Origin of the sequence: Herbiconiux sp. SALV-R1 (assembly GCF_013113715.1) — a bacterium.
Classification (GTDB): domain Bacteria; phylum Actinomycetota; class Actinomycetes; order Actinomycetales; family Microbacteriaceae; genus Herbiconiux.
The window spans coordinates 3,586,661-3,610,089 of sequence record NZ_CP053344.1 but is presented as its reverse complement, the minus strand read 5'-3'; the positions used below and the strand labels follow the sequence as shown (position 1 = coordinate 3,610,089).

Annotated in this window: 19 protein-coding genes; 11 read left to right on the top strand and 8 right to left on the bottom strand. The window is 70.1% G+C overall.

Annotated features, from left to right (window positions below; genetic code table 11):
• Window positions 1-92: 92 nt before the first annotated feature.
• From HL652_RS17155 to HL652_RS17145, 3 genes are all read left to right on the top strand, one after another.
• A complete protein-coding gene (locus HL652_RS17155) occupies window positions 93-794 on the top strand; it encodes an RraA family protein (protein WP_171706431.1) in 702 nt (233 codons plus the stop codon).
• Between the two features lie 27 nt (window positions 795-821).
• Window positions 822-1,532, top strand: a complete 711-nt coding sequence (locus HL652_RS17150) for an SDR family NAD(P)-dependent oxidoreductase (RefSeq protein WP_171706430.1) — start codon at window positions 822-824, stop codon at window positions 1,530-1,532.
• 79 nt (window positions 1,533-1,611) lie between these two features.
• Entirely contained in the window at window positions 1,612-2,589 is a 978-nt protein-coding gene (locus HL652_RS17145) for an acetylxylan esterase (RefSeq protein WP_171706429.1), read from the top strand.
• A gap of 22 nt (window positions 2,590-2,611) precedes the next feature.
• Here HL652_RS17145 and HL652_RS17140 read toward each other — a convergent pair whose 3' ends face one another.
• From HL652_RS17140 to HL652_RS17125, 4 genes are all read right to left on the bottom strand, one after another.
• Window positions 2,612-3,361 carry an IclR family transcriptional regulator gene (locus tag HL652_RS17140; RefSeq protein ID WP_171706428.1) on the bottom strand — a complete coding sequence of 250 codons (750 nt, stop codon included), beginning with the start codon at window positions 3,359-3,361 and terminating at the stop codon, window positions 2,612-2,614.
• Between the two features lie 36 nt (window positions 3,362-3,397).
• On the bottom strand, window positions 3,398-4,405 hold the full coding sequence (locus HL652_RS17135) for a glycoside hydrolase family 113 (protein ID WP_171706427.1): 1,008 nt from the start codon (window positions 4,403-4,405) through the stop codon (window positions 3,398-3,400).
• Window positions 4,402-6,105, bottom strand: a complete 1,704-nt coding sequence (locus HL652_RS17130) for a glycoside hydrolase family 13 protein (protein WP_171706426.1) — start codon at window positions 6,103-6,105, stop codon at window positions 4,402-4,404. The genes HL652_RS17135 and HL652_RS17130 overlap by 4 nt, the downstream gene beginning before the upstream one ends.
• Before the next feature lie 75 nt (window positions 6,106-6,180).
• Window positions 6,181-7,632 carry an ABC transporter substrate-binding protein gene (locus HL652_RS17125; RefSeq protein WP_171706425.1) on the bottom strand — a complete coding sequence of 484 codons (1,452 nt, stop codon included), beginning with the start codon at window positions 7,630-7,632 and terminating at the stop codon, window positions 6,181-6,183.
• 101 nt (window positions 7,633-7,733) lie between these two features.
• On the opposite strand from HL652_RS17125, the gene HL652_RS17120 reads away from it, so the two are divergent.
• The 6 genes from HL652_RS17120 to HL652_RS17095 all read left to right on the top strand — a co-directional run bounded on the left by HL652_RS17120 (window position 7,734) and on the right by HL652_RS17095 (window position 16,578).
• On the top strand, window positions 7,734-8,855 hold the full coding sequence (locus tag HL652_RS17120) for a substrate-binding domain-containing protein (RefSeq protein ID WP_171706424.1): 1,122 nt from the start codon (window positions 7,734-7,736) through the stop codon (window positions 8,853-8,855).
• 36 nt (window positions 8,856-8,891) lie between these two features.
• Entirely contained in the window at window positions 8,892-9,878 is a 987-nt protein-coding gene (locus HL652_RS17115) for a carbohydrate ABC transporter permease (protein ID WP_216603929.1), read from the top strand.
• Window positions 9,868-10,734: a carbohydrate ABC transporter permease gene (locus HL652_RS17110; RefSeq protein WP_216603928.1), complete on the top strand. Its 867-nt coding sequence runs from the start codon at window positions 9,868-9,870 to the stop codon at window positions 10,732-10,734. The genes HL652_RS17115 and HL652_RS17110 overlap by 11 nt, the downstream gene beginning before the upstream one ends.
• Window positions 10,731-11,477, top strand: coding sequence for a sugar phosphate isomerase/epimerase family protein (locus HL652_RS17105; protein WP_171706423.1), 747 nt, complete (start codon window positions 10,731-10,733; stop codon window positions 11,475-11,477). The genes HL652_RS17110 and HL652_RS17105 overlap by 4 nt, the downstream gene beginning before the upstream one ends.
• Before the next feature lie 108 nt (window positions 11,478-11,585).
• Window positions 11,586-16,340 (top strand): glycoside hydrolase family 99-like domain-containing protein, encoded by a 4,755-nt coding sequence (locus HL652_RS17100; RefSeq protein WP_171706422.1) that lies wholly within the window; start codon window positions 11,586-11,588, stop codon window positions 16,338-16,340.
• A 34-nt stretch (window positions 16,341-16,374) separates the two neighbouring features.
• On the top strand, window positions 16,375-16,578 hold the full coding sequence (locus HL652_RS17095; RefSeq protein ID WP_171706421.1) for a twin-arginine translocase TatA/TatE family subunit: 204 nt from the start codon (window positions 16,375-16,377) through the stop codon (window positions 16,576-16,578).
• Window positions 16,579-16,598: 20 nt separating this feature from the next.
• Here the strand turns inward: HL652_RS17095 and HL652_RS17090 are convergent, their stop codons facing one another.
• Window positions 16,599-16,982 carry a hypothetical protein gene (locus tag HL652_RS17090; RefSeq protein ID WP_171706420.1) on the bottom strand — a complete coding sequence of 128 codons (384 nt, stop codon included), beginning with the start codon at window positions 16,980-16,982 and terminating at the stop codon, window positions 16,599-16,601.
• A gap of 60 nt (window positions 16,983-17,042) precedes the next feature.
• Between HL652_RS17090 and HL652_RS17085 the strand changes: the two genes are divergently transcribed.
• Window positions 17,043-17,984 (top strand): linear amide C-N hydrolase, encoded by a 942-nt coding sequence (locus tag HL652_RS17085; RefSeq protein ID WP_171706419.1) that lies wholly within the window; start codon window positions 17,043-17,045, stop codon window positions 17,982-17,984.
• An 89-nt stretch (window positions 17,985-18,073) separates the two neighbouring features.
• Window positions 18,074-19,756: a molybdopterin-dependent oxidoreductase gene (locus HL652_RS17080; protein ID WP_171706418.1), complete on the top strand. Its 1,683-nt coding sequence runs from the start codon at window positions 18,074-18,076 to the stop codon at window positions 19,754-19,756.
• 56 nt (window positions 19,757-19,812) lie between these two features.
• On the opposite strand, the gene HL652_RS17075 is transcribed toward HL652_RS17080, so the two are convergent.
• Genes HL652_RS17075 through HL652_RS17065 form a run of 3 tightly spaced genes read right to left on the bottom strand, consistent with a single transcriptional unit; the run spans window position 19,813 to window position 23,389 of the window.
• Window positions 19,813-21,792 (bottom strand): YhgE/Pip domain-containing protein, encoded by a 1,980-nt coding sequence (locus HL652_RS17075; protein ID WP_171706417.1) that lies wholly within the window; start codon window positions 21,790-21,792, stop codon window positions 19,813-19,815.
• Complete coding sequence (locus tag HL652_RS17070; RefSeq protein WP_171706416.1) at window positions 21,789-22,697, bottom strand: hypothetical protein; 909 nt, start codon at window positions 22,695-22,697, stop codon at window positions 21,789-21,791. Before HL652_RS17070 ends, HL652_RS17075 begins: the two co-directional genes overlap by 4 nt.
• Window positions 22,694-23,389 carry a TetR/AcrR family transcriptional regulator gene (locus HL652_RS17065; RefSeq protein WP_171706415.1) on the bottom strand — a complete coding sequence of 232 codons (696 nt, stop codon included), beginning with the start codon at window positions 23,387-23,389 and terminating at the stop codon, window positions 22,694-22,696. Before HL652_RS17065 ends, HL652_RS17070 begins: the two co-directional genes overlap by 4 nt.
• Between the last annotated feature and the right edge of the window lie 40 nt (window positions 23,390-23,429).

Sequence of the window (23,429 nt, the reverse complement as noted above, 5' to 3'; positions counted from 1 at the left end):
GAGCGACTCCTTCGTTGATTCGTCACCATTCTGGAGTCTTGTCGCAACAGATGCAACTGTTGTAGCGTTGAATGCATCAACGAGGAGGATCCATGAACAACCCCTACGACTACGCCCTGCCCGTGCAGGAGCTCATCGATCGCTATCGGCAGCTCTACTCCGGCGCGGTCTATGACGTGCTCGAAGGGCTGGGCTTCCCTCATCAGGCACTCGCCGTCGACGTGAAGCCGGTCGTCCCGTCCTGGGTGCTGGCCGGGCCCGCCTTCACCATCAAGGGCATCCCCGACCCCACCGGAGACGAGAAGCTGAGGGCGCGTCGCATCGAGCTCTTCGCCGCCATGAAGGAGACCGGCGTGCCGCTCGTCGACGTGCGCGACTGCAGCTTCGACGAGCAGGCGGCCCACTACGGCGAGATGAACGCCACGGTGGGTGCCTCGTGCGGGGTGATCGGCGCCGTCGTCGACGGCGGGTCGCGCGACACGCGCTTCCTGATCGAACGCGACTTCCCCATCTTCTGCCGCTACCTCACCCCGGTCGAGGCGCTGCGGCGCTGGAGCTACTACGACTGGCAGACCACGGTCGCCCTGCGGGGAGCGCTCACGGCGACGGTCACCGTCTCCCCGGGCGACTTCGTGTTCGGCGACATCGACGGCGTGGTCATCGTTCCGCGTGACGTCGTGGTCGAGGTGCTCGAGCGCACCGAGGCGCTCATCACGGAGGAGAACGAGACCCGCGGGGAGTTCGAGTCGGGGGCCGACCCGGTGCAGGTGTACCGCAAGCACGGTCGCCTCTGATGGCGTGGCAGCAAGGGAGCAGAGCGGATGCCGCGTCGACGGGCGAGTGAGTTCGAAGGGCTCGCCGCCCTCGTCGCCGGGGGCACGGCGGGCATCGGCGCCGCCATCGCCGACGCCCTCGAGGCGGAGGGGTGCCGCGTTCTGCGCCACGGCCTCGCCGACGGCGACCTCGTCGCCGACCTGTCCCAGGCGGGCTCGGGTGAGGCGCTCGGGCTCCGGGCACTGGCCGCCGGCCCGGTCGACATCCTCGTGCACAGCGCATCCGTGCAGCTGCCGGCCGAGTGGCGGGCGACGTCGCCCGCCGAACTCGAGCTGCAGTATCGCGTCAACGTCAGTGAGCCCTTCGGGCTCGTGCGCAGTCTCCTGCCCGGGATGATCGACCGCGGCTGGGGGCGCATCCTGGCCATCGGCAGCGTGCAGCAGTCCCGTCCGCATCCGCGCATGATCGGCTATGCCGCGAGCAAGGCCGCACAATTCTCGATCGTGCGCAATCTCGCGTCGCAGGTCGCCGGCCGGGGCGTCACGGTGAACAGCCTCTCGCCGGGGGTCGTCGAGACCGATCGCAACCGCGAGGCGCTCGCCGATGCCCACTATCGCCGCAGCCTCCTCGATTCCATCCCTGCGGGCCGCTTGGGGGAGCCGGGCGATTGCGCCGCCGCCGCACTGCTGCTGTGCTCTCGTCGTTCCGGCTACGTCACCGGACAAGACCTCGTCGTCGACGGAGGGCTCACCCTCTGACGGCTCGGCGGCACGGATGCGCGACACCGCCGTCACTATTAACATGTGATTATCTAACCCGACGAAGGGCCTGACGTCCATGCCTCACACCGATCTCCCGCTCGACGAGCTGCGACAGTATCGCCCCGAGCCTCCCGAGGTTCCCGGCTTCGACGACTTCTGGGCGTCGACCCTCCGGGAGGCGCGGCGGGTGCCGATGCGGCCGCGGCTCGTCGAGGTCGACGCCGGTCTGCCGCTCCTCGAGGTCAGCGACGTGACGTTCCCGGGCTTCGGCGGCCACCCTGTCCGCGGCTGGTACCTCCGCCCAAGGGGGGCGGAGCGTCTCCCGGTCGTCGTGACGTTCCAGGGGTATGGCGGTGGGCGCGGTCATGCCCACGAATGGACCATGTTCCCCTCCGCCGGGTACGCGCACTTCGTGATGGACTCGCGCGGGCAGGGGTCGGGGCACCGGGTCGGTGTGACTCCCGACCCCGCCGGCTCAGGCCCCCATGCAGCCGGCCTCGTGACCAGCGGGATCGAATCCCCTCACGGGTACTACTACCGACGCCTCTACACCGATGCGGCGCGCGCGATCGAAGCGGCGGCCATCCTCCCGGGAGTCGACCCGGCGCGCGTGGTCGCCTCGGGCGCAAGCCAGGGCGGTGCGCTCGCGCTGGCAGCATCCGTGCTGACGGCCGACCTGCAGTACGCCCCGATCGGGGCGATGATCGACGTGCCGTTCCTCCAGCACATCCGCCGTGCGGTGCGCATCACCGCATCGGCGACCGGGTACGGCGAGATCGTGCGCTACCTCAGCGTGCACCGTGGGGCGGAGCGGGTGGCGATGGAGACCCTCGATCACGTCGACGGGCTCGGCTTCGCCGCCCGTGCCACGGTGCCGGCCCTGTGGTCGGTGGGACTGATGGACGACGTCTGCCCGCCCTCGACGGTCTTCGCCTCCTACAACACCTACGCCGGGCCCAAGCAGATCGCGGTCTACCCCTTCAACGCCCACGAGGGCGGGAGCACCCACCACCAGGGCGAGCAGCTCGGATTCCTCGCCGACCTCGTGGGCTGAGAGCCCTCTCCCGGGAGGGGAGTCAGGGAGCGTCGAGTGCTGCGCCGATCCGCTCGGCGGCCCCGACGACCAGGTCCCCGAGCTCGTCGACGTGCGGGTCGACCCGGTACGACGGTCCCGACAGTGCGAGTGCGGCAACGGCCGGGCCGTCGCCGCGGGTCACCACCGCGGCGAGCCGGGTGACCTCGTCGTCGCGGTCGATCGCCGCCCATCCGCGCCGGGCCGCCGCCGAGACGTCGTCGTCGAGGCCGCGCTCGTCGAGCGGACTCGGCGATTCGGCCCGCAGTGTCGCGAGCAGGGCGGCCCGTTCGGCCGGCTCGAGCGCCGCGAGGAAGGCGCGGCCCATCGCCGTGAGGTGAAGCGGGAGTCGTCGCCCGATGGCGGAGTCGACCCGCACCTCACGATCGGGCTGTTCCTGCGCGATGTAGACGACGAAGACGCCCTCCCGCACGGCCAGGTGCACGGTCTCGCGCGTGCGCGCGCACAGCTCGGCGAGATGCTGGGCCGCTGCACGCCGGATGAGGTCGAGCCGGCTGTCGTAGCTGCCCGCGAGCCAGGCGGCTTTGCTGCCGATCTCGAACAGACGGTCTGCGCGCTGATTCACGTAGCCCAGGCGTCGCAGGGTCGCGAGCAGCCGGGAGACCGTGCCCTTGTCGAAGTCGACGCGGGAGGCGATCTCCGAGACGCCGATGCCCTCGGAGGCCGCCACGATCTCGAGCACGGCGAGCCCGCGGGTGAGGGTGCGGCTCGAGGGTGCCGGTGCGTCTTCCACACCCACAGCCTACGGCAGTTGCATCCTGTGCAACCGTCAACGGTCGGTGCGGGAGTACCAGGTGGTCATCACCTGCTGGCCGGGTTTCCCCGCGAGGGTGAAGCCCTTGTCGCCGGCCGGGTCGTCGAGGTACTGGGGTCGACGCTGCCGCTCCTCCCACTTCCACCAGTACAGGCCGCGCCACCACGGTCGCGACCAGAAGGTCTGCAGGATCGCGGTGAGGTAGTCGGCCTGCTCGCTGCCGCTGTAGGGCGCGGGCGTCTGGTAGTCCCACGGCAGCGTCGCCGTGCCCGCCCGCGACCGTGCGCCGATCTCGCCGAAGAAGACGGGCATCCCGAGCCGTTCGGCCTGCCGCTCGAGCTCGTCGGCGTGCGGGGCGAGGTGCGCCGTCATCTCGTCGACGGTCGCTCCCGGCCGGGTGGCGACCGATACGTAGTAGCTGATCGACAGCGCGTCGAGGTGGATGAACCAGTCGCGGGGCGCGTCGAGGGCCGAGTGGTCGGTGTTGTAGGTGATCACGCCGTCGAAGCGTTCGCGCACCGCCCCGATGGCCCGCGTCCACAGCTCCGACTGATCCATCGTGCCCACCAGCTCGCAGCCCACGCAGAACACCTCGGCGCCGGCGCGCTGGGCCAGGGTCGCGTAGTGCGCGAGGCAGCTCGTGAAGCTGTCGAACCACCGCTGCCAGTACCCCGTGCGCACCCCCGCGATCTGCTCGTTGCCGTCTTCGGGAAAGCGGATGGAGCCCTGCCAGGCCGAGTCCTGGCTCTCGATCATCGGCTTCAGCATCACCCGGATGCCGTTGCGGCGGAACTCCTCGATGGCGCCGGTGATCTCCTCGTCCGACGGCGTCACCGTGAAGTCGGCGAACACCCGGGTGGAGGCGAAGGTCTCCTGGGCCACATGCACGTGGAGGGCGACGCTGTCGATGCCCCAGCTCGCCATCTCGGCGGCGTCGCGCGCGACCTTCTCCGGTGCGTAGTCGCCCCTCAATGCGCGGTAGCCGTAGCTCATGCCGCGCTGGAACGGAACCGTGATCGTCATGCGTCCTCCTCGAGCCAGACCGTGGTGTCGGGCGGGATGACCGCTCCCGCCGAGGCGTCGCCGGGTGCGGCGGATGTCGCGAGCACGCGCTGTGGCGGCAGGGCGACGGCCTCGCCACCGAGGTTCGCCACGACCCTCACCCCATTGTTGCGCAGCATCAGCAGCTCGTCGCCGGGTGCCGAGAGCCACCGGATCGAGCCCTGCGCCAGCCGGTGCCGCCGCCGCAGCGCCAGAGCGGCGCGATACAGCTCGAGCGTGCTGCCGGCACGACCGCGCTGACGGTCTCGGGCCAGGGGTGCCCAGGCGACGGGCTGCGGAAGCCAGCTCGCCCCGCTCGGGCTGAAGCCGAAGGCCGGCGCTTCGGCCTCCCAGGGGATGGGCACGCGGCATCCGTCTCGTCCGTACTTCTCACCCGCGGTGCGGAACCAGGAGGGATCACGCCGCGCCTCGTCGGGGAGGTCGACCGCTTCGGGCAACCCGAGCTCCTCGCCTTGGTAGAGGTAGGCGCTGCCGGGGAGGGCGAGCATGAGGAGCGAGGCGGCACGGGCCCGGCGGGCGCCGAGCTCCGGGTCGACCAGGGGAGCTGTGCGCGGCCCGAGGCCCTCGCCCTGCGGCACCGGGGTGACGAGTCCGAGCCGGCTGGCATGGCGGATGACGTCGTGGTTCGACAGCACCCAGGTGCTCGGCGCACCGACCGACTCGAACGACGTGATGGAGTCGTCGATCACCGTGCGGAGTGCGGGTGCCTCCCACGGCGTCTCGAGGTACGAGAAGTTGAAGGCCTGGTGCATCTCGTCGGGACGCACCCAGTCGGCGAGGCGCTGCAGCGGCTCCACCCACGCTTCGGCGCAGAGCACGCGGTCGCCGTCGTACTCGTCGAGCACGGCGCGCCACTCCCGCCAGATCTCGTGCAGCCCCTCCTGCAGCATGTACGGCGGGTTCGGGCCCTCCTTGGTCAGGCCCACCGTCGGGTCGACGCCGACCAGGGGGAGGAGCTCCTGCGGGTGGTAGTCGGGGAAGTCCTCGGCCTTGATCATGCCGTGCGCCACGTCGACGCGGAAGCCGTCGACCCCCCGGTCGAGCCAGAACCGCAGGATGTCGACGAAGTCGGCGCGCACGGCGGGGTTCCGCCAGTTGAGGTCGGGCTGGGTCGAGTCGAAGATGTGCAGGTACCAGTCGCCGTCGGGCAGCCTGCTCCAGGCCGGGCCGCCGAAGGTCGACTGCCAGTTGCTCGGCGGGAGGGACCCGTCGGGGCCCCGGCCCGCGCGGAACAGGTAGCGGTCGCGAGCTGCCGACCCGGGCGGCGAGGCGAGTGCCCGCTGGAACCACGGATGCTGGTCGGAGCTGTGGTTCGGGACGATGTCGATGATGACGCGGAGACCGTGCCGGTGCGCCTCGGCGAGCATCTCGTCGAAATCGTCGAGGGTGCCGAACAGCGGGTCGACGTCGCAGTAGTCGGCCACGTCGTAGCCGCCGTCGTTCTGCGGCGAGGTGAAGAAGGGGGACAGCCACACGGCGTCGACGCCGAGGTCGGCGAGGTGCTCGAGTCGCCTCGTGATGCCGGCCAGGTCGCCGATGCCGTCGCCGTTCGAATCGGCGAAGGAGCGCGGGTAGACCTGGTAGATGACCGCGGTGCGCCACCAGGCGGACTCCTCGAGGCGATCGTCGGTGCGGGCGGTCGTCGGGGCCGAGATGGTCATGTTCCTGCTTTCAGAGTGTGCGGTGCCGTGAGCTGGCGGGTGGGCCGACGCGGCCGTCGACCCACCCGGGGAGCATCAGCCCTGCGCCCAGTCCTCGGTCCAGCCGCCCTTCTTCACGTTCTGGGCCGCGACCTGCTCCCACGAGGCCTGCAGGTCGGCGAGCATCTGATCGGTGTCCTTCGTGCCGAGCAGGTAGCCCCCGTAGAGGTCTTGACCGTCGGTGCCCTCCGGCGGGTAGATGGCGGCGCCGCCGAGCTGACGGGGCTGGAGCCAGTCGCTGCCGGTGAACGCCTGCAGGTTCTCGGGCACCGCGGCGTCGTTCAGCGCCGAGAGGCTGCCGGTGTCGGCGAGCCACTCCGAGGCCTTGTCGGGAGCGGTCATGTACTGCAGGAACTTCACCGCGGCGTCGAGCTTCGGTCCCTCGATGTTCGCCGGAATGACGTAGGCCGTGCCGTAGATCGAGGCGCCGTAGCGGGCGTTGATGCCGTCGGCGTACTCGGTCGTCTCGCTCGTGATGGTCGGGAAGGGCATCGCCGAGACGGTGAAGTCGGCCTCGCTCTGCACCGTGGAGTAGCCGAACGACGAACCCCACGCCATCGCCGCCTTGCCGCTGACGAAGTCGGCCTGGTTGATGACCGCGGCGCCGGTGCCGGTGACGCCCGACCAGTTCGGCGTGGCGAAGTCGGTGTAGAACTGCTTGAGCAGTTCGAGCGACTCCCGCAGTTGGGGGATCTCGGTCGCCTTCACCTCGCCGGTGAGCACGCCGCGGGCCCAGTCCTTCGAGGTCAGGGCGTTGTTCGTGCCGGGCTCGCCCTTGGCGTCGAAGACGTTGAGGGTGTCGTAGACGGCATGGGTCACGAGCTGGTCGGCGATCACCTCGAGTGTCCACATGAGGCCCTGCGGAGCGTTGTCGGCGGCGAACGGCGTGTAGCCGGCGGCCTTCAGCTTCTCGGAGGCCGAGACCAGGTCGGCCCAGGTCTCGATCGGCGCCTCGACGCCCACCTCCTCGAAGATCTCGGCGTTGTAGTAGATCACCGGGATGAAGACGTTGAACGGGATGAACTCGTTGTTGCCCTCGGTGTTGTACGTGACGGGGTTGTTCGGGCCGAACAGGTCGGGGTTGAACACGTCGATCCAGGCCTCGTTGCCCTCGACGTAGGGGTTCGGTGCCGCCAGGTAGTCGTTCAGCGAGTGCACCATGTAGGGCTGGTGGGGCGCCTGGTTGAAGACCAGCTCGGGGGCGGTTCCCGCCGACAGCTGGGTGGCCAGCGTGTCGCTGAACGACGAGAGCGGGAGCACCGTGGTCTCGACGTCGATGTCGGGCTCGAGCTCCTCGAAGCGGGCGACCTGGGCCTCCCATTCGGGCCCGAACGAGGAGGGGTCGGAGTTCCACTGGTTGGGGCCGGCGACGGTGATCGTGACCTTGTCGGCCGAGGAGTCGGAGCTGCCCGTGCAGGCGGCTAGGGTGACACCCAGGATCGCCGCTGTGGCGGCTGCCGCCACACGGCGGACTGTGCGAGGCTTCATTGCCATCCAATCTGTGAATGAGACTGCAGGACGTCTCAGTGGTCGAACACAGTATTCACATGTTAAACTCAATCCGTCAAGACGAAGGTGAAGGTGGCGGCGTGGCCAAGCTCCCCATGTACCAGCAGATCAAGAAGGATCTGCTGAAGCGCATCGCGCAGGGCGACTACGATCCGGAGCTTCCGTTCACCACCCAGCGCGAGCTGTGCGACCGCTACGGCGTGAGCATGCTCACCGCCGCTCGCGCCCTCAGTGAGCTGCAGCAGGCCGGGGTGCTGACGAGCTCGCGCGGCCGCGGCACCTTCGTCGCGGCGCACCGCCCGATCGACCCGGCGCTCAGCGAGGGCGCCCGGCCGGCGACCGTGACCTGCATCATCCCCGCCCTCACCAGCGGCGACGTGATGGATGTGGTCCGCGGCATCGAGCGCACGGCGGCCGCCCGGGGTTTCACCACGACGATCGTCAGCACCGACGGGTCGTGGGACAAGCAGCGCGAGGCGCTGCGGCGCGCGGCGAACTCGTCGGCGGTCATCCTGTACCCCGTCGACGGGCCGGGTGACGTCGAGTCGGTGCAAAACCTCCGGAGCGCCGGCATCCCCGTGGTGTTCATCGACCGCTACTGGCACGAGCTCCCCTGCGCCGCGGTCGTCATCGACAACCACGACATCGGCTATCAGCTGGCCTCGCGCATGATCGGCCGGGGCTTCGAGCGCATCGGCGCGCTCTGGGTCGAGACCGACTGCACCAGCGTGCGTGATCGCCAGGCTGGTCACATCCGCGCGCTCAAGGAGCACGAGCTCGAGATCGACCTCGACCGCATGGCCATGCTCGACTACCTGAGCCAGTCCACCGACGTGCGTCAGGAGATCCTCACCGCCGCGGTCGCCGCCGGCAGCACCCCGCCCGCGTTCATCTGCGCCAACGGCTTCGTGCTCGAGCAGGCGATGAGCGACGCCCTCGAGCTCGGGCTGCGCATCCCCGAAGACATCGACTTCGCGGGCACCGACCGCAAGGTGGGGACGGCCTCGTCGATCCCGGCGCTCACGGCCGTGACGGCCATCCTGCCGCAGGGGCTGCTGGGCGACACGGCGGCGCGCATCGCCTGCGACGCGGCGCTCGAGGGGCGCCTTCCCCCGTCGTCGCACACCATCCTGAGTGCGGAGTTCCAGGAGCGCGAGAGCTCGTCGTTGCGGCTGCGCCTGGTGCGGTCGGGCCAGGGGTGAGTTGATCTCCGCACATTAACATGTGAATATGAGGCCATGGCATCGACGATGATGAGAACCGAGACGAGCGACGCGGAGCCCGCACCAGCCGGGGAGGCGAAAGCGCCCGCGTCTCCGGCGCCGCGCCGCCGCCCGAGGCGCCGGGTGGCCTGGTGGGCCTATCTGGTGCTCGCGCCCACCATCGCGCTGCTCGCCGTCTTCGGGTACTACCCGGGCCTGTCGGGCATGTTCTACTCGTTCTTCGACTGGCGGCCGGCCTTCGACTCCACCTTCATCGGCCTGGAGAACTACCAGCGCATGCTCACCGACCCGGTGTGGCTGCAGTCGTTCGCCAACCTCGGGGCCATCTTCCTGGCCTCCGTGACCCTGATGTGGATCTTCCCGCTCATCGCGGCCGAGCTCGTCATCTCGCTGCGCAGCACGCGCCTGCAATTCCTGTTCCGCACCCTGCTCATCGTCCCGCTCGCCTTCCCGGGTGTCGTCACCGTGCTGCTCTGGGGCTTCATCTACGACCCGAACTCCGGCGTGCTGAACGAGCTGCTGTCATCGCTGGGGCTCGAGGCCCTCCGCGGCAACTGGCTCGGCAACCCGCAGACGGCGCTGCTCGCGCTCATCTTCGTGCAGTTCCCCTGGGTCGCGTCGCTGCCGTTCCTCATCTTCCTCACGGGCCTCCAGAACATCCCCGGCGAAGTGTTCGAGGCCGCGGCGATCGACGGTGCCAACCGCTGGCAGCGTTTCGTGCACCTCGACCTCCCGCTGCTGTTCGGGCAGGTGAGGGTGCTGTTCTTCCTGGCCATCGTGCAGGTGCTGCAGTTCGGCTTCTCCGCCTACCTGCTCACCGGGGGCGGGCCCGACAACGCCACGATGGTGCCGGTCATCCGTGCCCTCGACATGGCGTTCGGCGCCAGCGAGTGGGGCTACGCCGCTGCGCTGTCGACCACCCTGTTCGTGTTAATCCTCCTGCTCAGCCTCGCGTCGCTGCTGGTCGGACGGGGCAAGAAAGGAAACGTCGATGTCGACTGAAGCCCTCGCCCGGGTCGGGAGCCGCACCCGGCGCCGTCGCACGGCCACGCAGGCCGCCGTCATCATCGTGCTGAGCGTCATCGCCGGGGTCGGGCTGTTCCCGTACCTCTTCATGCTCGGCACCTCGTTCAAGTCGAACGAGCAGTTCTACGACAACTTCTGGGGCATCAGCTTCCCGCTGCAGTTCGACAACTACGCCGTCGCCTGGAACCAGGTGAACCCCTACCTCGTCACCTCGCTCATCGTCGCCGCGGCCTCGACCGTGGGCACCATCGCATTGGCGGCGACGAGCGCCTACGTCATCGCCCGCTACCGCTTCCTGGGGCGCAACCTGCTGTTCGTCTTCGTGCTCGTGCTCATGATGATCCCGAACGTGGCGAGCATCATCCCGTTGTTCGTGCTGGTGCGCGACATGGGCATCCTCAACACCTACTGGGTGCTCATCATCCCGCAGATCGCCGGCGGCCTGGTGCTCGCCATCATCCTCATGAAGACCTTCTTCGAAGGGGTGCCGCAGGAGCTCTTCGACGCGGCTCGCATCGACGGCGCCTCCGGTCCCCGACTGTTCTTCTCGATCATGCTGCCCCTGTCGTACCCCATCATCGGCACAGTGGCGCTGATGACGGTGATCTCGGTGTGGAACGAGTTCTTCTGGCCGTTGCTCACCATCACCGAGAACTCGCTGCGCACCATCCCCGTCGGGCTGTCGTTCTTCCAGGGGCAGAACGCGACGCAGTGGGGCCCGCTGTTCGCGGGCTACGCCATCTCGAGCATCCCGTTGCTGCTGCTGTTCACCTTCTTGTCGAAGTGGTTCCTCGCGGGCATCCAGGGCGGCATCGCCGGGACGTCGAAGTGAGCCGCGCCCCGTCCATCCAGCTCTACACGCTCCGCGAGCACCTCGAGGCCGACCTCCCCGGCACACTCGACGCGCTCGCCGCGCGCGGCTTCACCGAGGTCGAGCCGTTCCGCTTCCCCGAACGCGCCGGGGAGTTGCGCCCGGCGCTCGCCGCGGCGGGGCTCTCGACGCCGACCCTGCACGGGAGGCTGCTCACGGAGGGTGTCGACCCGCTGCGCGTGCTCGATGCGGCCGCCGGGTTCGGCCCCGCCACGGTCGTCGAGCCGCTCGTCGATGCCTCGCGGTGGGCCACCGCCGACGAGGTGCGCCGAACAGCGGATGCTCTCAACACGCTCGTAGACGAGGCGGCGGCCCGCGGGCTGTCGCTGGCCTATCACAACCACTGGTGGGAGACGGAGTATCGCGTCGAGGGCGAGGTGGCGCTCGAGTACTTCGCCGCACACCTCGCTCCCGACGTCGGTCTCGAGCTCGACATCTACTGGGCGCTGGTCGGCGGGGTCGACCCGGTGGCCCTGCTGCAGCGGCTCGGCGACCGCGTGGTCGCGCTGCACGTGAAAGACGGGTCGCTCGGCAAGGACGGTTCTGGCCAATCGGCGCTCGGCACCGGGTCGGTTCCCGTGGTGGAGGCGCTCCGCGCAGCACCCGGGCCGCGACGGGTGCTCGAGCTCGACTTCTTCGACGGCGATGTCTGGGAGCCCGTCGACGCGGGCCGCGCCTTCCTCGAGCAGCACGACGGGCGCTGAGCGTCCACGACCCGCGCCGCGCTCTGCGCGGGGCCGTCCACACGCATGCTCTTGTGCCCGAGCACTTAACATGTGAATATAAGCCGCACGCAACGACGCGTTAGGAGCATGATGAATTCCGAGAACACCGGCCTCACCCGACGATCCTTCCTCCAGGTGGCTGCCTCGCTGACCGTCATCGGCGGAGTGGGCTACGCGGCGCCCGCCTCGGCGACAGCCCTCGGCGGCGCGGCGATCGCGCCGCTCGACCTGGTGCTCCCGGCCGGCACGCTCCCTCGAGGCACCTCGGCCCGGTACCTCATCGAGGAGGACTTCTTCTTCATGGAGAAGACCCGCTACCCGCTTCCCGACGCGTGGGACACCGATCAGGCGGGTGCGGTCATCACCCAGCAGTACGGGCGGTGGTTCCGTGTCGCCGACTCGAGCGCGCAGCTGCCGGTGCTGCTCATGCGCCCGTTCCAGCCGCAGAGCGCCGGGGTGCTGCGCCTGGAGTTCCGCTTCGAGCCGAACAGCGCCTCCCTCGACGGCGTCTCGTTCCTGCTCCGCGACGGCACGACGACGGTGCTCGAGCTGCGGGTGACCGGTTCCACCCTCGGGCTCCGGCAGGCGAGCGGGCCCGACGTCGCGCTCAGCTCCGTGGTCGCAGACACTGAGATGGCCGTGCGGGCTGTCGTCGACCTCGACGGCTCCGTGGCGAGTGTCTTCGTCAACGGCGTGCAGAAGGCGACCGGGGTGGTTCTGCTCGCCGACGGAGGAGCCGACAACCTGCTCGTGGCCAGCTCGGAGGGCGCGCGGTCGGACTTCTTCTTCGGGCCGGTGCGGCTGTACCGCGACACGGTCATCAACGAGCAGTTCCTCGACGTGATGCCGGGCACCGTGCCGACGGCCTGGACGGCGGCAGCGAGCGGAACCGCCCTGACGGTGGTCGAACGGATGCACTCCACCTGGGTCGACAGGTTCTGCCTGCAGGCGGTCGGCGGCTCCTCCGGCGGCGGGCTGGCGTTCCCGGCGGCCCTCGCGGGCTTCACGGCCACCGACCCGCACTGCGTGACGGAGTTCCGCATCAAGATCGAGACCGCGGGCACCGTGCTCTACCGCGTGACGCTCGCCGACGGCAAGCGGATGCTGCTGCGCTTTGGCGCCACGACCATCGACGTCATCGACCACGACAACGACGTGCTGGTGAGCTACGGCTACCGGCGCGACTTCTGGAACCACCTCACTGTACGCATCGACGTCACCGGGTCGTTGCTCGACGTCGCGGTGAACGGTGCGAGCATCCTGAGCGGCACCTCGGTGTTCGGCGGCGCGGCGAGCGCGAGCAACACCCCCGCATCGGCGAGCTTCGACCTGCCGGCCGGAACGCGCATCCTGCTCGACGACGTTAAGGCGTACTGGGAGGGGCCGCTGCCGCTCGACTACGCGCCCGCACCGCAGGCCGTCGCGCCGGCCGGCGACCACGCCATCGGCATGTCGGAGTTCGGCGGCTGGCGCACCGGTCACCACCTCGGCTGGGACCTCATCACCCGGTTCCCCGAACGCAAGCCCTACCTCGGCTGGTACGACGACGGCATCCCCGAGGTCGCCGACTGGGAGAACACCTGGATGGCCGAGGCCGGCGTCGCGTTCCGGATGCAGTGCTGGTTCAGGCCCCTGGCCGGAGTCGGGCAACCGATCAAACTGCCCGACCTGCACCACGCGCTCCACGACGGCTACTTCCCGTCGGAGTACGGCGACGCGCTCAAGTTCGCCATCATGTGGGAGAACGTCGCGAGTGGACAGACCAACTCCACCGACTTCCGCCAGAACATCGTGCCCTACCTCATCGAGTATTACTTCCGCGACCCCCGGTACTTCTGCATCGACGGCAAGCCCGTGTTCTGCATCTACAACTCACGCACACTCATCAGCAACTTCGGCTCGGCGACCGCGGCGAAGGCCGAGCTCGACTACCTGCGCACGGCGATCCAGGCCCTCGGGTTCCCGGATGTCGTCTACCTCACGATCGGCGTCGCGCCCGAGGCCGCGCAGCTCGGCATCGCGGGGGAGTACGCCTACTCCTACGACGGCTACCCCGCCCTGCAGGAGGCGCTCATGACCGCGCGCCACGCGACGAGCCCGCTGCAGGTGCTCTCCACGCTGGCGGTCGGGCGCGACGACCTGCCGTGGATCCGCACGCAGGGCCGCATCATGCCACCCGGCGAGTTCCAGCAGATCGCCGAGTGGGCGCGCGACGACTACATCCCCTCGCTCCCCGCCGGGCACCTCGGCCGTCGGCTCACGATGCTGGCGAACTGGAACGAGTGGGGCGAGGGGCACTTCATCCAGCCGAGCGACTACAGCGGATTCGGCTTCCTCGAAGCCATCCGCGACACCTTCACCTCGTCGACGGTGGCGAGCACGCGGCCCACCGCTGCCCAGCAGAAGCGCCTGCAGAAGCTCTACCCCTACGACCGGGCGCTCTCGCCGGCGCTCGGCACCCCGCCTCCCGAGGTCGGCGACTTCACGACCGAGTGGGACTTCGGCACCGACGGCGACCTCGAGGGCTGGACCGATCTCGGCGGGCTCAGCGGGCTCGAGGCCACCGGCGGCGCGCTGCGGGCGACGAGCGTCGCCGCCGACCCGCGGGTGGTGTCGCCGGCGGGTCTGGGGCTGGAGGCGGCCGAGCATCCGTACCTCCGCATCCGCATGAAGAGCACGCCCATCCAGCAGGGCGAGATCTTCTTCATCACCGAGAGCGACGGCGTCTACAGCCAGTCGAAGGGCTCGCGCTTCATGGCCATCCCCGCGCCCGGCGAGGAGTACGGTCAGGCGGATGTTCCGATGTGGCGGGTCTCGACCTGGCGGGGGCGCATCCATCAGATCAGGATCGACCCGATCACCGACCTCGGTGACTTCGCCATCGACTACGTCGGGGTGCGGAACGTGCCGATGACCGGTCCGCGCGTGCGCCTGAACGGGGTGCTCGAGTTCCACCGCCGGCCCGAGGTTGCGGGCGGAGTGGTGTACGTGTCGATCGAGCAGGTGTTCCTCGCGGTGGGCGGGCGTGCGGGAACGGCGCCCGACCGCGACGCGGTGCACATCGCGCGCGGCAGCGACACCGTCACGCTGCCCACCACGGGCACCACGGTGCGGCACAACGGGAACGACGTCTCGATCGAGGCACCGCTGCGCGAGATGGCCGACGGGAGCTTCGGGGCGCCCGCCTCGTTCTTCGCCGACGTGCTCGGGTTCGAGGTCGAGTGGAATGCCAGCACGCAGGAGCTGTCGATCACCGGCACGCCCATCGTCATCACGGTGAAAGCCGACGGATCGGGCGACTTCACGACGCCGCAGCAGGCGAACGAGTCGATCCTCGACGCCTCGGCGGTCATGCCGTACGTCATCGAAGTGCATCCGGGGGAGTACCTCGGCCGGGAGTGGACGGTGAAGCCGCACGTGACGGTGCGCGGCACCGACCGCGCCACCTGCGTGCTGCGCGGCGACCTGCCCGACGATGCGACGGATGCGCAGATCACCAATTCGTCGACCCTCTGGCTCTCGGGCACGGCAGCGCTCGAGAACCTCACCATCCTGGCCAAGAACATGCGCTACGCCGTGCACGACGAGGCGCAGGGAGCGAACGTCGACGCCGTGCACACGATCACCAACTGCCGCATCGAGCACGCGGGCAATGACGCGGCACGCGCCTGGCGCACGGCCAACCCGGGCAGCGGTCTGTCGCCGGCGAACGTCTGGCTCTACGACCGCCCGTACGGCTACGGCTCGGGGTCGGGCGTGCACGTGACCATCACCGACAGCACGCTGGTGGGCACGAAAGAGGCCTTCTACATCCACACCAACAAGGACTTCACCGCCCCCACCGTGAACGTGCTCGAGAACTGCGAGCTGCAGCGCACGGGTGCCGCTTTCGGGGTGGTGTCGGCGACGCAGTCGCTTGGATCGGGAACCGCCGACACGGTGACGTTCACCGACTGCACCTGGTCGCCCGGGTACATCGACGACACCGACACCCCGTGGATCACGGCGCGGCCCGAAGGTCAGGTCGCGAACCATGCCGAGATCGTGCAGACGGTGAACGGCACGGCGCCGCTCGGCTACCTCCCGCGACAGCGCGGGCTCGCCCTGCGGGTGTTCACCACCGCGACCTCGACCGGCACGACGCTCACGCTGTCGGGCTCGGCGGTGCCCGTGCTGTTCGGCACGCCGACCTCACGGGCCGGCGGGGCCGGACTCCCGGCGTACGTCTTCGGCAGTGTCGACATCTCGGGCATCCTGGTGGGGTTGCAGTCGAACACCACGGTCGCGAACACCCTCGGACGGCGCCTGGGTGATCGCACGCTGAACCCCGTACAACTCGTGGTCACGACGGGCGGGCAGAGCCGCACCGTGACCTTCGACCAGAACCACACGACGCAGACCAACGCGACGGTCATCGCGACCATCAACCAGGCCATCAGCGGACTCGCGCAGGCCGCGGAGTTCCAGGTGCCGCAGAACGAGGTGTACCCGTCGTTCCCCGACCGCGAGCTGTCGCGCACGGCGAGCGGGCCCTTCGCCGTCGGCCGCTGGTTCGCCGTGGTCGACCGCGGCACCGGCAAGGTCGACGCGGCGACGACGGCGGCGCAGCCCGCCGACGTGGTGGGGGTGTCGCTGAACCGCATGGTGCCGGGAGAGACCGGGCGCATCCTCACCTCCGGATACCTCCACCGGTCGCAGCTGTCGGGGCTCACCTCGACGACCATCCCCGCCGGAGCGACCGTCTACCTCTCCGACACCAACTCCGGGCAGTTCAGCCTCAGCGGCACCCGTGCCATCGGCACCGCCGTCGCCCAGGACTGGCTCGGCTTCCGCACCCCCTGAGCCGCTTCGTCTCCCCACCCTCGAAAGGGCTACCATGTTCGCGAACCTGAACGGCTGGCACCTCCTCATCGTGCTCGTCGTCGTCCTCCTCGTCTTCGGCGCCACCCGTCTCCCCGCCCTCGCCCGCGGCGTCGGCCAATCCCTCCGCATCCTCCGCACCGAAGTCGTCGCCCCCGACCGCCCCGCCCCCGAGGCCGCCCCCGGGGACGTCGCCGAGCCGCACCCGCCGAAGGGGTGATCGCAGCGCCGCGCCGCCGCTCAGGGGGCCGCGCCAGCGCCCTGCACGTCGGCGATGACGCCGAGCACGAGCGCGATCGACGCGACCACCAGCAGCCCCGCGGCGATCGTGCGGCCGAGGACGGCCCGACCGGCACGTCGCCGCGCGGGCAGCGACGCCACGAGCAGCACGGCGATGCCCACCAGCAGCACACCACCGGCGATGCCCAGCGCGAGCAGGGCGCCGGCTTCGAGCTCCGGCGTGTGGAGGTAGCCGAGCAGCACCGCGCCGGCGTAGACGATCGCGGCGGTGATGACTCCGGCGAGCACCCGGGTGAGAACGTCACGCCACAGCTTCTGTTCGCTCAGCCAGGCTCCGGGGAGCTGCCACCACCGCAGGTTCGGGCCATCGCCCCGCTCGCTCATCTCCGAACACTATCCCGGCACGCACTCGGGCGGCGCGGTGAAGGGGATACGCTCACGAGCATGTGCACTCGCATCCTGTGGAACACCAACGATGTCGCCACAACCGTCGCCCGCTGCATGGACTGGGCGGTCAGCGACGAACCCGAGCTCTGGTACCTCCCGCCCGGGCTCACGCGCAGCGGGAACGCCGATCACGAATCGCTCACCTGGACGTCGCAGCATGGCAGCGTCGTGACCAGCATGTGGGGGATGGGCACCGTCGATGGCCTGAACGACAAGGGCCTCGCCGCCCACGCTCTCTACCTCGACCCGGACGACGTCGCGTTCCCCGCCGCCGACGGGCGACCCTCGGTGGCCAACGCGCTGTGGGTGCAGTACCTGCTCGACACCTACAGCACCGTCGCCGACGCCATCGCCGACATCGACCGCGTGCGCATCACCTCGCCCCTGTTCCGTGGCATCGAACTCGGCGTGCACATCGCGCTCGAAGACGCCAGCGGAGACTCCGCGATCATCGAACCCCTCGACGGCTCGCTCGTGGTGCACCACGGCCGGGAGTTCGCGGTGATGGCGAACTCGCCGACCCTCGACAAGCAGCTCGAGAACCTCGCCCGGTACCGTCCGTTCGGCGGGGAGCTGCCGCCGCCCGGTGACATCACGTCGGCCGACCGGTTCGTGCGCTCGTCCTACTTCTTGCACTACCTTCCCGAGCCCGAGAGCGTCGAGGAGGCCGTCGCCGGGGTGTTCCAGCTCATCGCGAACGTGTCGGTGCCCTACGGAGCTCCGTACTCGACCGGCGACGTGTACCCGACGTGGTGGCGCGCCGGCGCCGACCTCACGAACCGCATCTACTACTTCGGGTCCACCCGCAGCCCCAACATCTTCTGGATCACCCTCGACGACCTCGCCGTCACCCCCGACGTACGAAAACTCGACCCCCGAGACCCCACCCGAGTCGGCGACCAGACCAGCCAGCTCGAACCGGCTTCACTGCTGTACTGAACCCGAGACCTCCGGCCGGTCGAACCAGCGAGACGGATGCGCGCGGCGGCGCACGGCGGGCGCTCAGTGGGGCGAGCCTATGATTGCGCATGAGCTCGAAGCTGTGGGCGGCGGTAGCCGGGGTGGTGTCGGCGGCAGTGGTGCTGGCAACAGCCGAAGTGGTCGCCGTCTTCGTCGGCGCGGAGTCGAGTCCGCTGTTCGCTGTGGGATCGCTGGCGATCGACCTCGCGCCGCCAGGGGTCAAAGACGTCATGATCGGGCTGTTCGGCACGGGCGACAAGGCCGCGCTGCTCGTCATCCTCGGCATCGTCGTGCTCGCGCTCGCCGCAGCGGCCGGCCTCCTCGAGCAACGCCGCCCGCCGCTCGGCATCATCGTTCTCGTCGTCGTCTCGGGCGTCGCCGTCCTCGCCGTCACGACACGCGCCGGCGCGACCCCGTTCTCCGCCATCCCGACCGTCTTCGGCATGATCGTCGGCGCCGTCGTGCTGCGTCTCCTCATCTCCCGCCTCCGCACCTGGGAACTCGACGCAACCCCCGCATCCCCCTCCACCTCCCCCTCCCGCGCGCCGGCCCCCGGCCGCGCTGCGGGTGAAGGGGATGAGGGCTCCGGTGTGGCGGGCGTCTACGGGCAGAGCCCTCATCCCCTTCACCCGCAGCGCCCCCGAACAACCCCCGCACCACAGACAACCCCCACGACCCGCGTTGACCGCCGCCGCTTCCTCACCGCCACCGGCATCGCCGCAGTGGCAGCCGTGTTCGCCGGCGTGATCGCCCGCTCGATGAACGCCACAGCCACCGCCGTCAGCGCCGTCCGCGACTCCATCGCCCTCCCCGCCGCGGCCACGAAGGCGGAGCCGGTGCCGGCAGGCGCCGCGCTCGACGTCGACGGCATCACCCCCTACGTCACCGGCAACGACTCCTTCTACCGCATCGACACCGCCCTCCAGGTGCCCCAGGTGAACGCCGACACCTGGTCGCTCAAGATCACCGGCATGGTCGAGCAGGAGGTCGCGATCAGCTTCTCCGAACTGCTCGCCCTCCCGCTCGAGGAGCACCTCGTCACCCTCGCCTGCGTCTCGAACGAGGTGGGCGGCGACCTCATCGGAAATGCGCTGTGGCTCGGCTACCCGATTCGCGAGCTGCTCGCCCGCGCGAAGCCGCTCGAGGGTGCCGACATGGTGCTCTCCACCAGTGTCGACGGCTTCACCGCGGGGTCGCCCCTCGAGGCGCTCACCGATCCCGACCGGGTGGCGATGCTCGCCGTCGGCATGAACGGCGAGCCGCTCCCGGTCGAGCACGGATTCCCGGTGCGCATGGTCGTCGCCGGCCTCTACGGCTACGTGTCGGCGACGAAGTGGGTCATCCAGCTCGAGGTCACCCGCTTCGCCGACGCCCAGGGCTACTGGACCCCGCGCGGCTGGTCGGCCCTCGGCCCGATCAAGACCGAGTCGCGCATCGACGTGCCCTCGGCGGGCGCGAGCGTCTCCGCCGGAACCGTGCCCGTCGCCGGAGTGGCCTGGGCCCAGCACACGGGCATCGCGAAGGTCGAGGTGCGCATCGACGACGGCGACTGGCAGGAGGCGCGCCTCGCCGAGACCTCCGGCCCCGACACCTGGGTGCAGTGGCTCTACCCGTGGGAGGCCACCTCCGGCAGCCACACCTTGTCGGTGCGCGCCACCGACGCCTCGGGCTACACGCAGACCTCCGACCAGGCGCCCCCGGCGCCCGACGGCGCCACCGGGTGGGATGCGCACAGCGTGACCGTGAACTGAGCGGATGCGCGGCGGCGATGCGGATGCGCGGGGGCGAGCCGCGCATCCGTTCGGCCTCAGCCGATCAGCGACGGCCGCAGGTCGCGCAGGGTGCGGTGCCGCGTGAGCCGACGCGTTCCGAGGTACGACACCAGCAGGGCGCCGACCAGCCAGAAGAACAGGGCCCCCGCATCCGCCCCCGCCAGCGACAGGTTGCCGCCGTACATGAGCTGACGGATGCCGTCGACCGCGTGACTCATCGGCAGGATCTGATGCAGCACCTGTAGCGGGCCGGGCAGGGTCTGCCAGGGGAAGGTGCCTCCGGCGGTCACGAGCTGCAGCACCATGAGCACGAGCCCGAGGAACTGCCCCACACTGCCGAGCAGGATGTTGAGCGCCAGGATGATCGTCGCGAACGTCGCCGAGGTGAGCGCCATGAAGCCGAACATGCCCCACGGATGCTCGACCTGGTACCCGAGGGCGACGGTGATGATGCCGAACACGGCAGCCATCTGGATCGCCCCGAGTACGGCCGGCGTCGCCCACCCCGCGGTGGCGACGAGGAACGGCCTCTTCATCGCGGTGACCGCGCGCCGGGAGAGCGGCTTGACGATGAGGAACAGGGCGTAGATGCCGATCCAGGCCGCGAGGCTGATGAAGAACGGGGCCATGCCGGCGCCGTAGTTGCTCGCCTTGGTGACCGCGCTGGTGTCGAGGGCGACCGGGTCGGAGATGGTCTGGGCCGAGGCCTCGCGCTGGTCGGCGGTCTGGTTCGGCACGTCGTCGAGGCCGCTGGCGAGTCCGTCGCGGAGGGTGCCGGCGCCGTCGTTCACGGTGTTCAGCCCCGTGCTGAGCGCGCTGCTGCCGTCGACGAGCTGCTGCATGCCGTTGCTCAGGTCGAGGGAGCCCTGGGCGAGCTGCTGCAGCCCGCCGCTCAGTTGCGAGGAGCCGTCGGCCGCCTGGGCGATGCCGTTCGTGAGGGTGGGGGCGTTGTCGGCGAGCTGCTGCGTGCCCGCGGCGAGCTGCGCGCTGCCGGCGGCGAGCGCGCCGATCTGCGCGTTCGCCTGCTGCACCTTCGTGTTGCCGTCGTCGATCGCGGTGCCGACCTGGTCGAGGCGCGCCAGCACGGCGGCCTTCTGCTCGGGCGTGAGGCTCGAGGCGTCGAGGATGGCCACGATGTCGGCGCGGGCGGCGGGAACCTGGTTCACCGCATCCTGAACCGTGCTCGCCACCTCGTTCGCCGTCGCCGAGAGCTGCGCGTTGCCCGCGGCGATCTGCTGGGCACCGTCGTTGAGCTGATTCGCCTGGGCAGGGAGGTCGGCCGATCCGGCGCGCAGCTGCTGAAGGCCCGAGTCGAGCTGCTGGGCGCCGACGTTCGCGGAGCCCGCGCCCTGTGCGAGTGAGAGTGCGCCCGCCGACGCGGTGGCGGTGCCGTCGGCGAGGGTCTTCGCGCCATCGGCCGCGCTCGTCGTGCCGTCGGCGAGCTTCGTGGCTCCGTCGACGGCTTCGATGAGGTTGCTGCGCACCGTGGCGAAGCCGTTCAGCAGCGACAGGGCCGCCTCCTTGCCGACGCGCTCGGTGATGCTCGCCCGCACCTTCTCGGCGACCTGGCCAGCGATGGTCGTGGCGAGGAAGCTGTTCGTGTCGTTCGTCGTGAGCTCCACCACGGCCTGCTCGGGGGTGTCTCCGGCGGCCGAGGTGAGCGCCTTCGAGAAGTCGGGGCCGAGGGTCAGGATGAAGTCGAACTCGCCGTCGCGCACACCCTCTGCTGCCTCGGCTGCGGTCGTGACCTTCCAGCCCACGGAGGCGTCGTCGAGCAGCTGCTCCTTCACGTCGTCGCCGTAGTTCACGGCCTTGCCGTCGAGGGTCGATCCGGTGTCTTCGACCACCAGGGCGACCGGGACGTCTTTGAGGTTGCCGTAGGGGTCGTTGTTGGCCCAGAGGTAGAGGCCGGCGTAGAGCACCGGCACGAGCATGAGGGCGACCAGGGCGAGGCGGGCCATGCCCGTGGCGGTGAGGCGGCGGAGTTCGGTGGCGACGAGGTGGAGGAGTTTCATGCGTCGGGGTCCTGGGGTGTGGTGTGTCGCGGGGTGGGGGGCGTGGGTGCCGTGGGGGTTGCGGGGGTCGTCTGGGTTGTCGGTGTCGTCGATGTTGCTCGGGGTCGCTGCGGGTGAAGGGGATGAGGGCTCTGCCCGTAGACGCCCGCCACACCGGAGCCCTCATCCCCTTCACCCGCAGCCGGCGCTGGGGGGAGGGCAACGTTCGGTAGCCACGTCGGTTCGGGGAGCTCCGCCGGGTGTGGGGTGGTGGGGGTGGCGGCCTCCGCCTCCTGGTGGGTGGGGAGGAGGGCGGCGGAGGGAGCGCCGCAGATGATGAGGAGGGGGTGGTGGCGGGAGGCGAGGTCGAGGGCGATGGTGTACCAGTCGGTGGGGAGGCCGCCGTGGCGGTCGGGGGAGGAGAGCACGAGGGCCTCGACGCCGGGGCGGGAGAGGGCGAGTTCGGCGAGGAGGCGGATGCGGAGTGCCGGGGGAACGTCGCGCATGGGCAGCGAGGCGAGCTGGGCGGCGGAGCGGGTCTCGGGGGTGAGGCCCTGTTCGTGGTTGGTGTGGAGCGCATCCGTGATGGTCTGCAGGATGCTCGAACGGCTCGTCGAGCGGCCGGCGTACGAGAGCTCCTCGCGCAGGGCCGTCGAGAGCCTGATGTCGGCGGGGGGCTCGCTGATCTCGGGGGCGTCGACGAGGGCGATGCGTTCGCGCAGGAGCGCGGGTTCGGCCGAGCCGTCGAGCGTGATGGTGCCCGAGTCGGGAACCATGCGCCCCGATGCGATGAGGGCGAGCACGACCGGGCGGTCGCCGGTCTCGGCCTCGACGATCGTCACCTCGCCGCTGTCGACGACGAAGCTGGTCTCGGGGAGGGGGGCGCCGTGCGAGCCCTTGCTCACGGCGATGGCTTCGATTCTCATGCGGTGTGCGCCTCGGGGGTCGTGGGGCCGGGGGTCTTCCGGCCGGGGGTCGTGGGTCGTGCGGTGGTGGGGAGCTGCAGCGAGTCGAGCAGCGCATCCGTCTCGCGCCAGGACAGCCCGGCCACCGACAGCCCCACCGACATCACGAGTCGTCGTCCCGACTCCTCGTCGAGGTCGGTGCGCACCGCCTCGTCGAGCACCGCGATCGCGGCTTCCTCCACCAGACGCGCGATGCTCTCGACGGGGATGTCGGGGCGGAAGCATCCGTCGTCGACACCCCGCCGCACGGCGTCGCGCACCGAAGTGCGCACGGGTAGCAGGGCCTCGGCGACGGTGCGCTCGAGCGGGCCGTGCACCGCGAGCTGGGCGAGCACGCGCATCTGCTGCACCTCCTGCCAGAGGGCCGCGCCGATGAGGGCGAGATGGATGCGCGGGTCGTCGTCGTGCACGCCGGCCAGCGCTCCCGAGATGCGGGCGGCGCCGCGCGTGAGGAGTTCGGCGAGCAGCTGGTCGCGGGAGGCGAAGTGGCCGTAGAGGGCGCGGCGGCTGAGTCCGGCCTCGGCGGCGACCGCGTCGAGCGACGACTCGGGGTCGTGGCGGAAGACGGTGGCGGCCGCCGCCACGATCGCCTCGCGGTTCTCGGCGGCGTCGCGGCGCGGGGCGCGCGTGGACTTGGGCAGGGTGGTGGGCACGGATCGATGATACTAACTTGCACAATACTGTGCAAGTTAT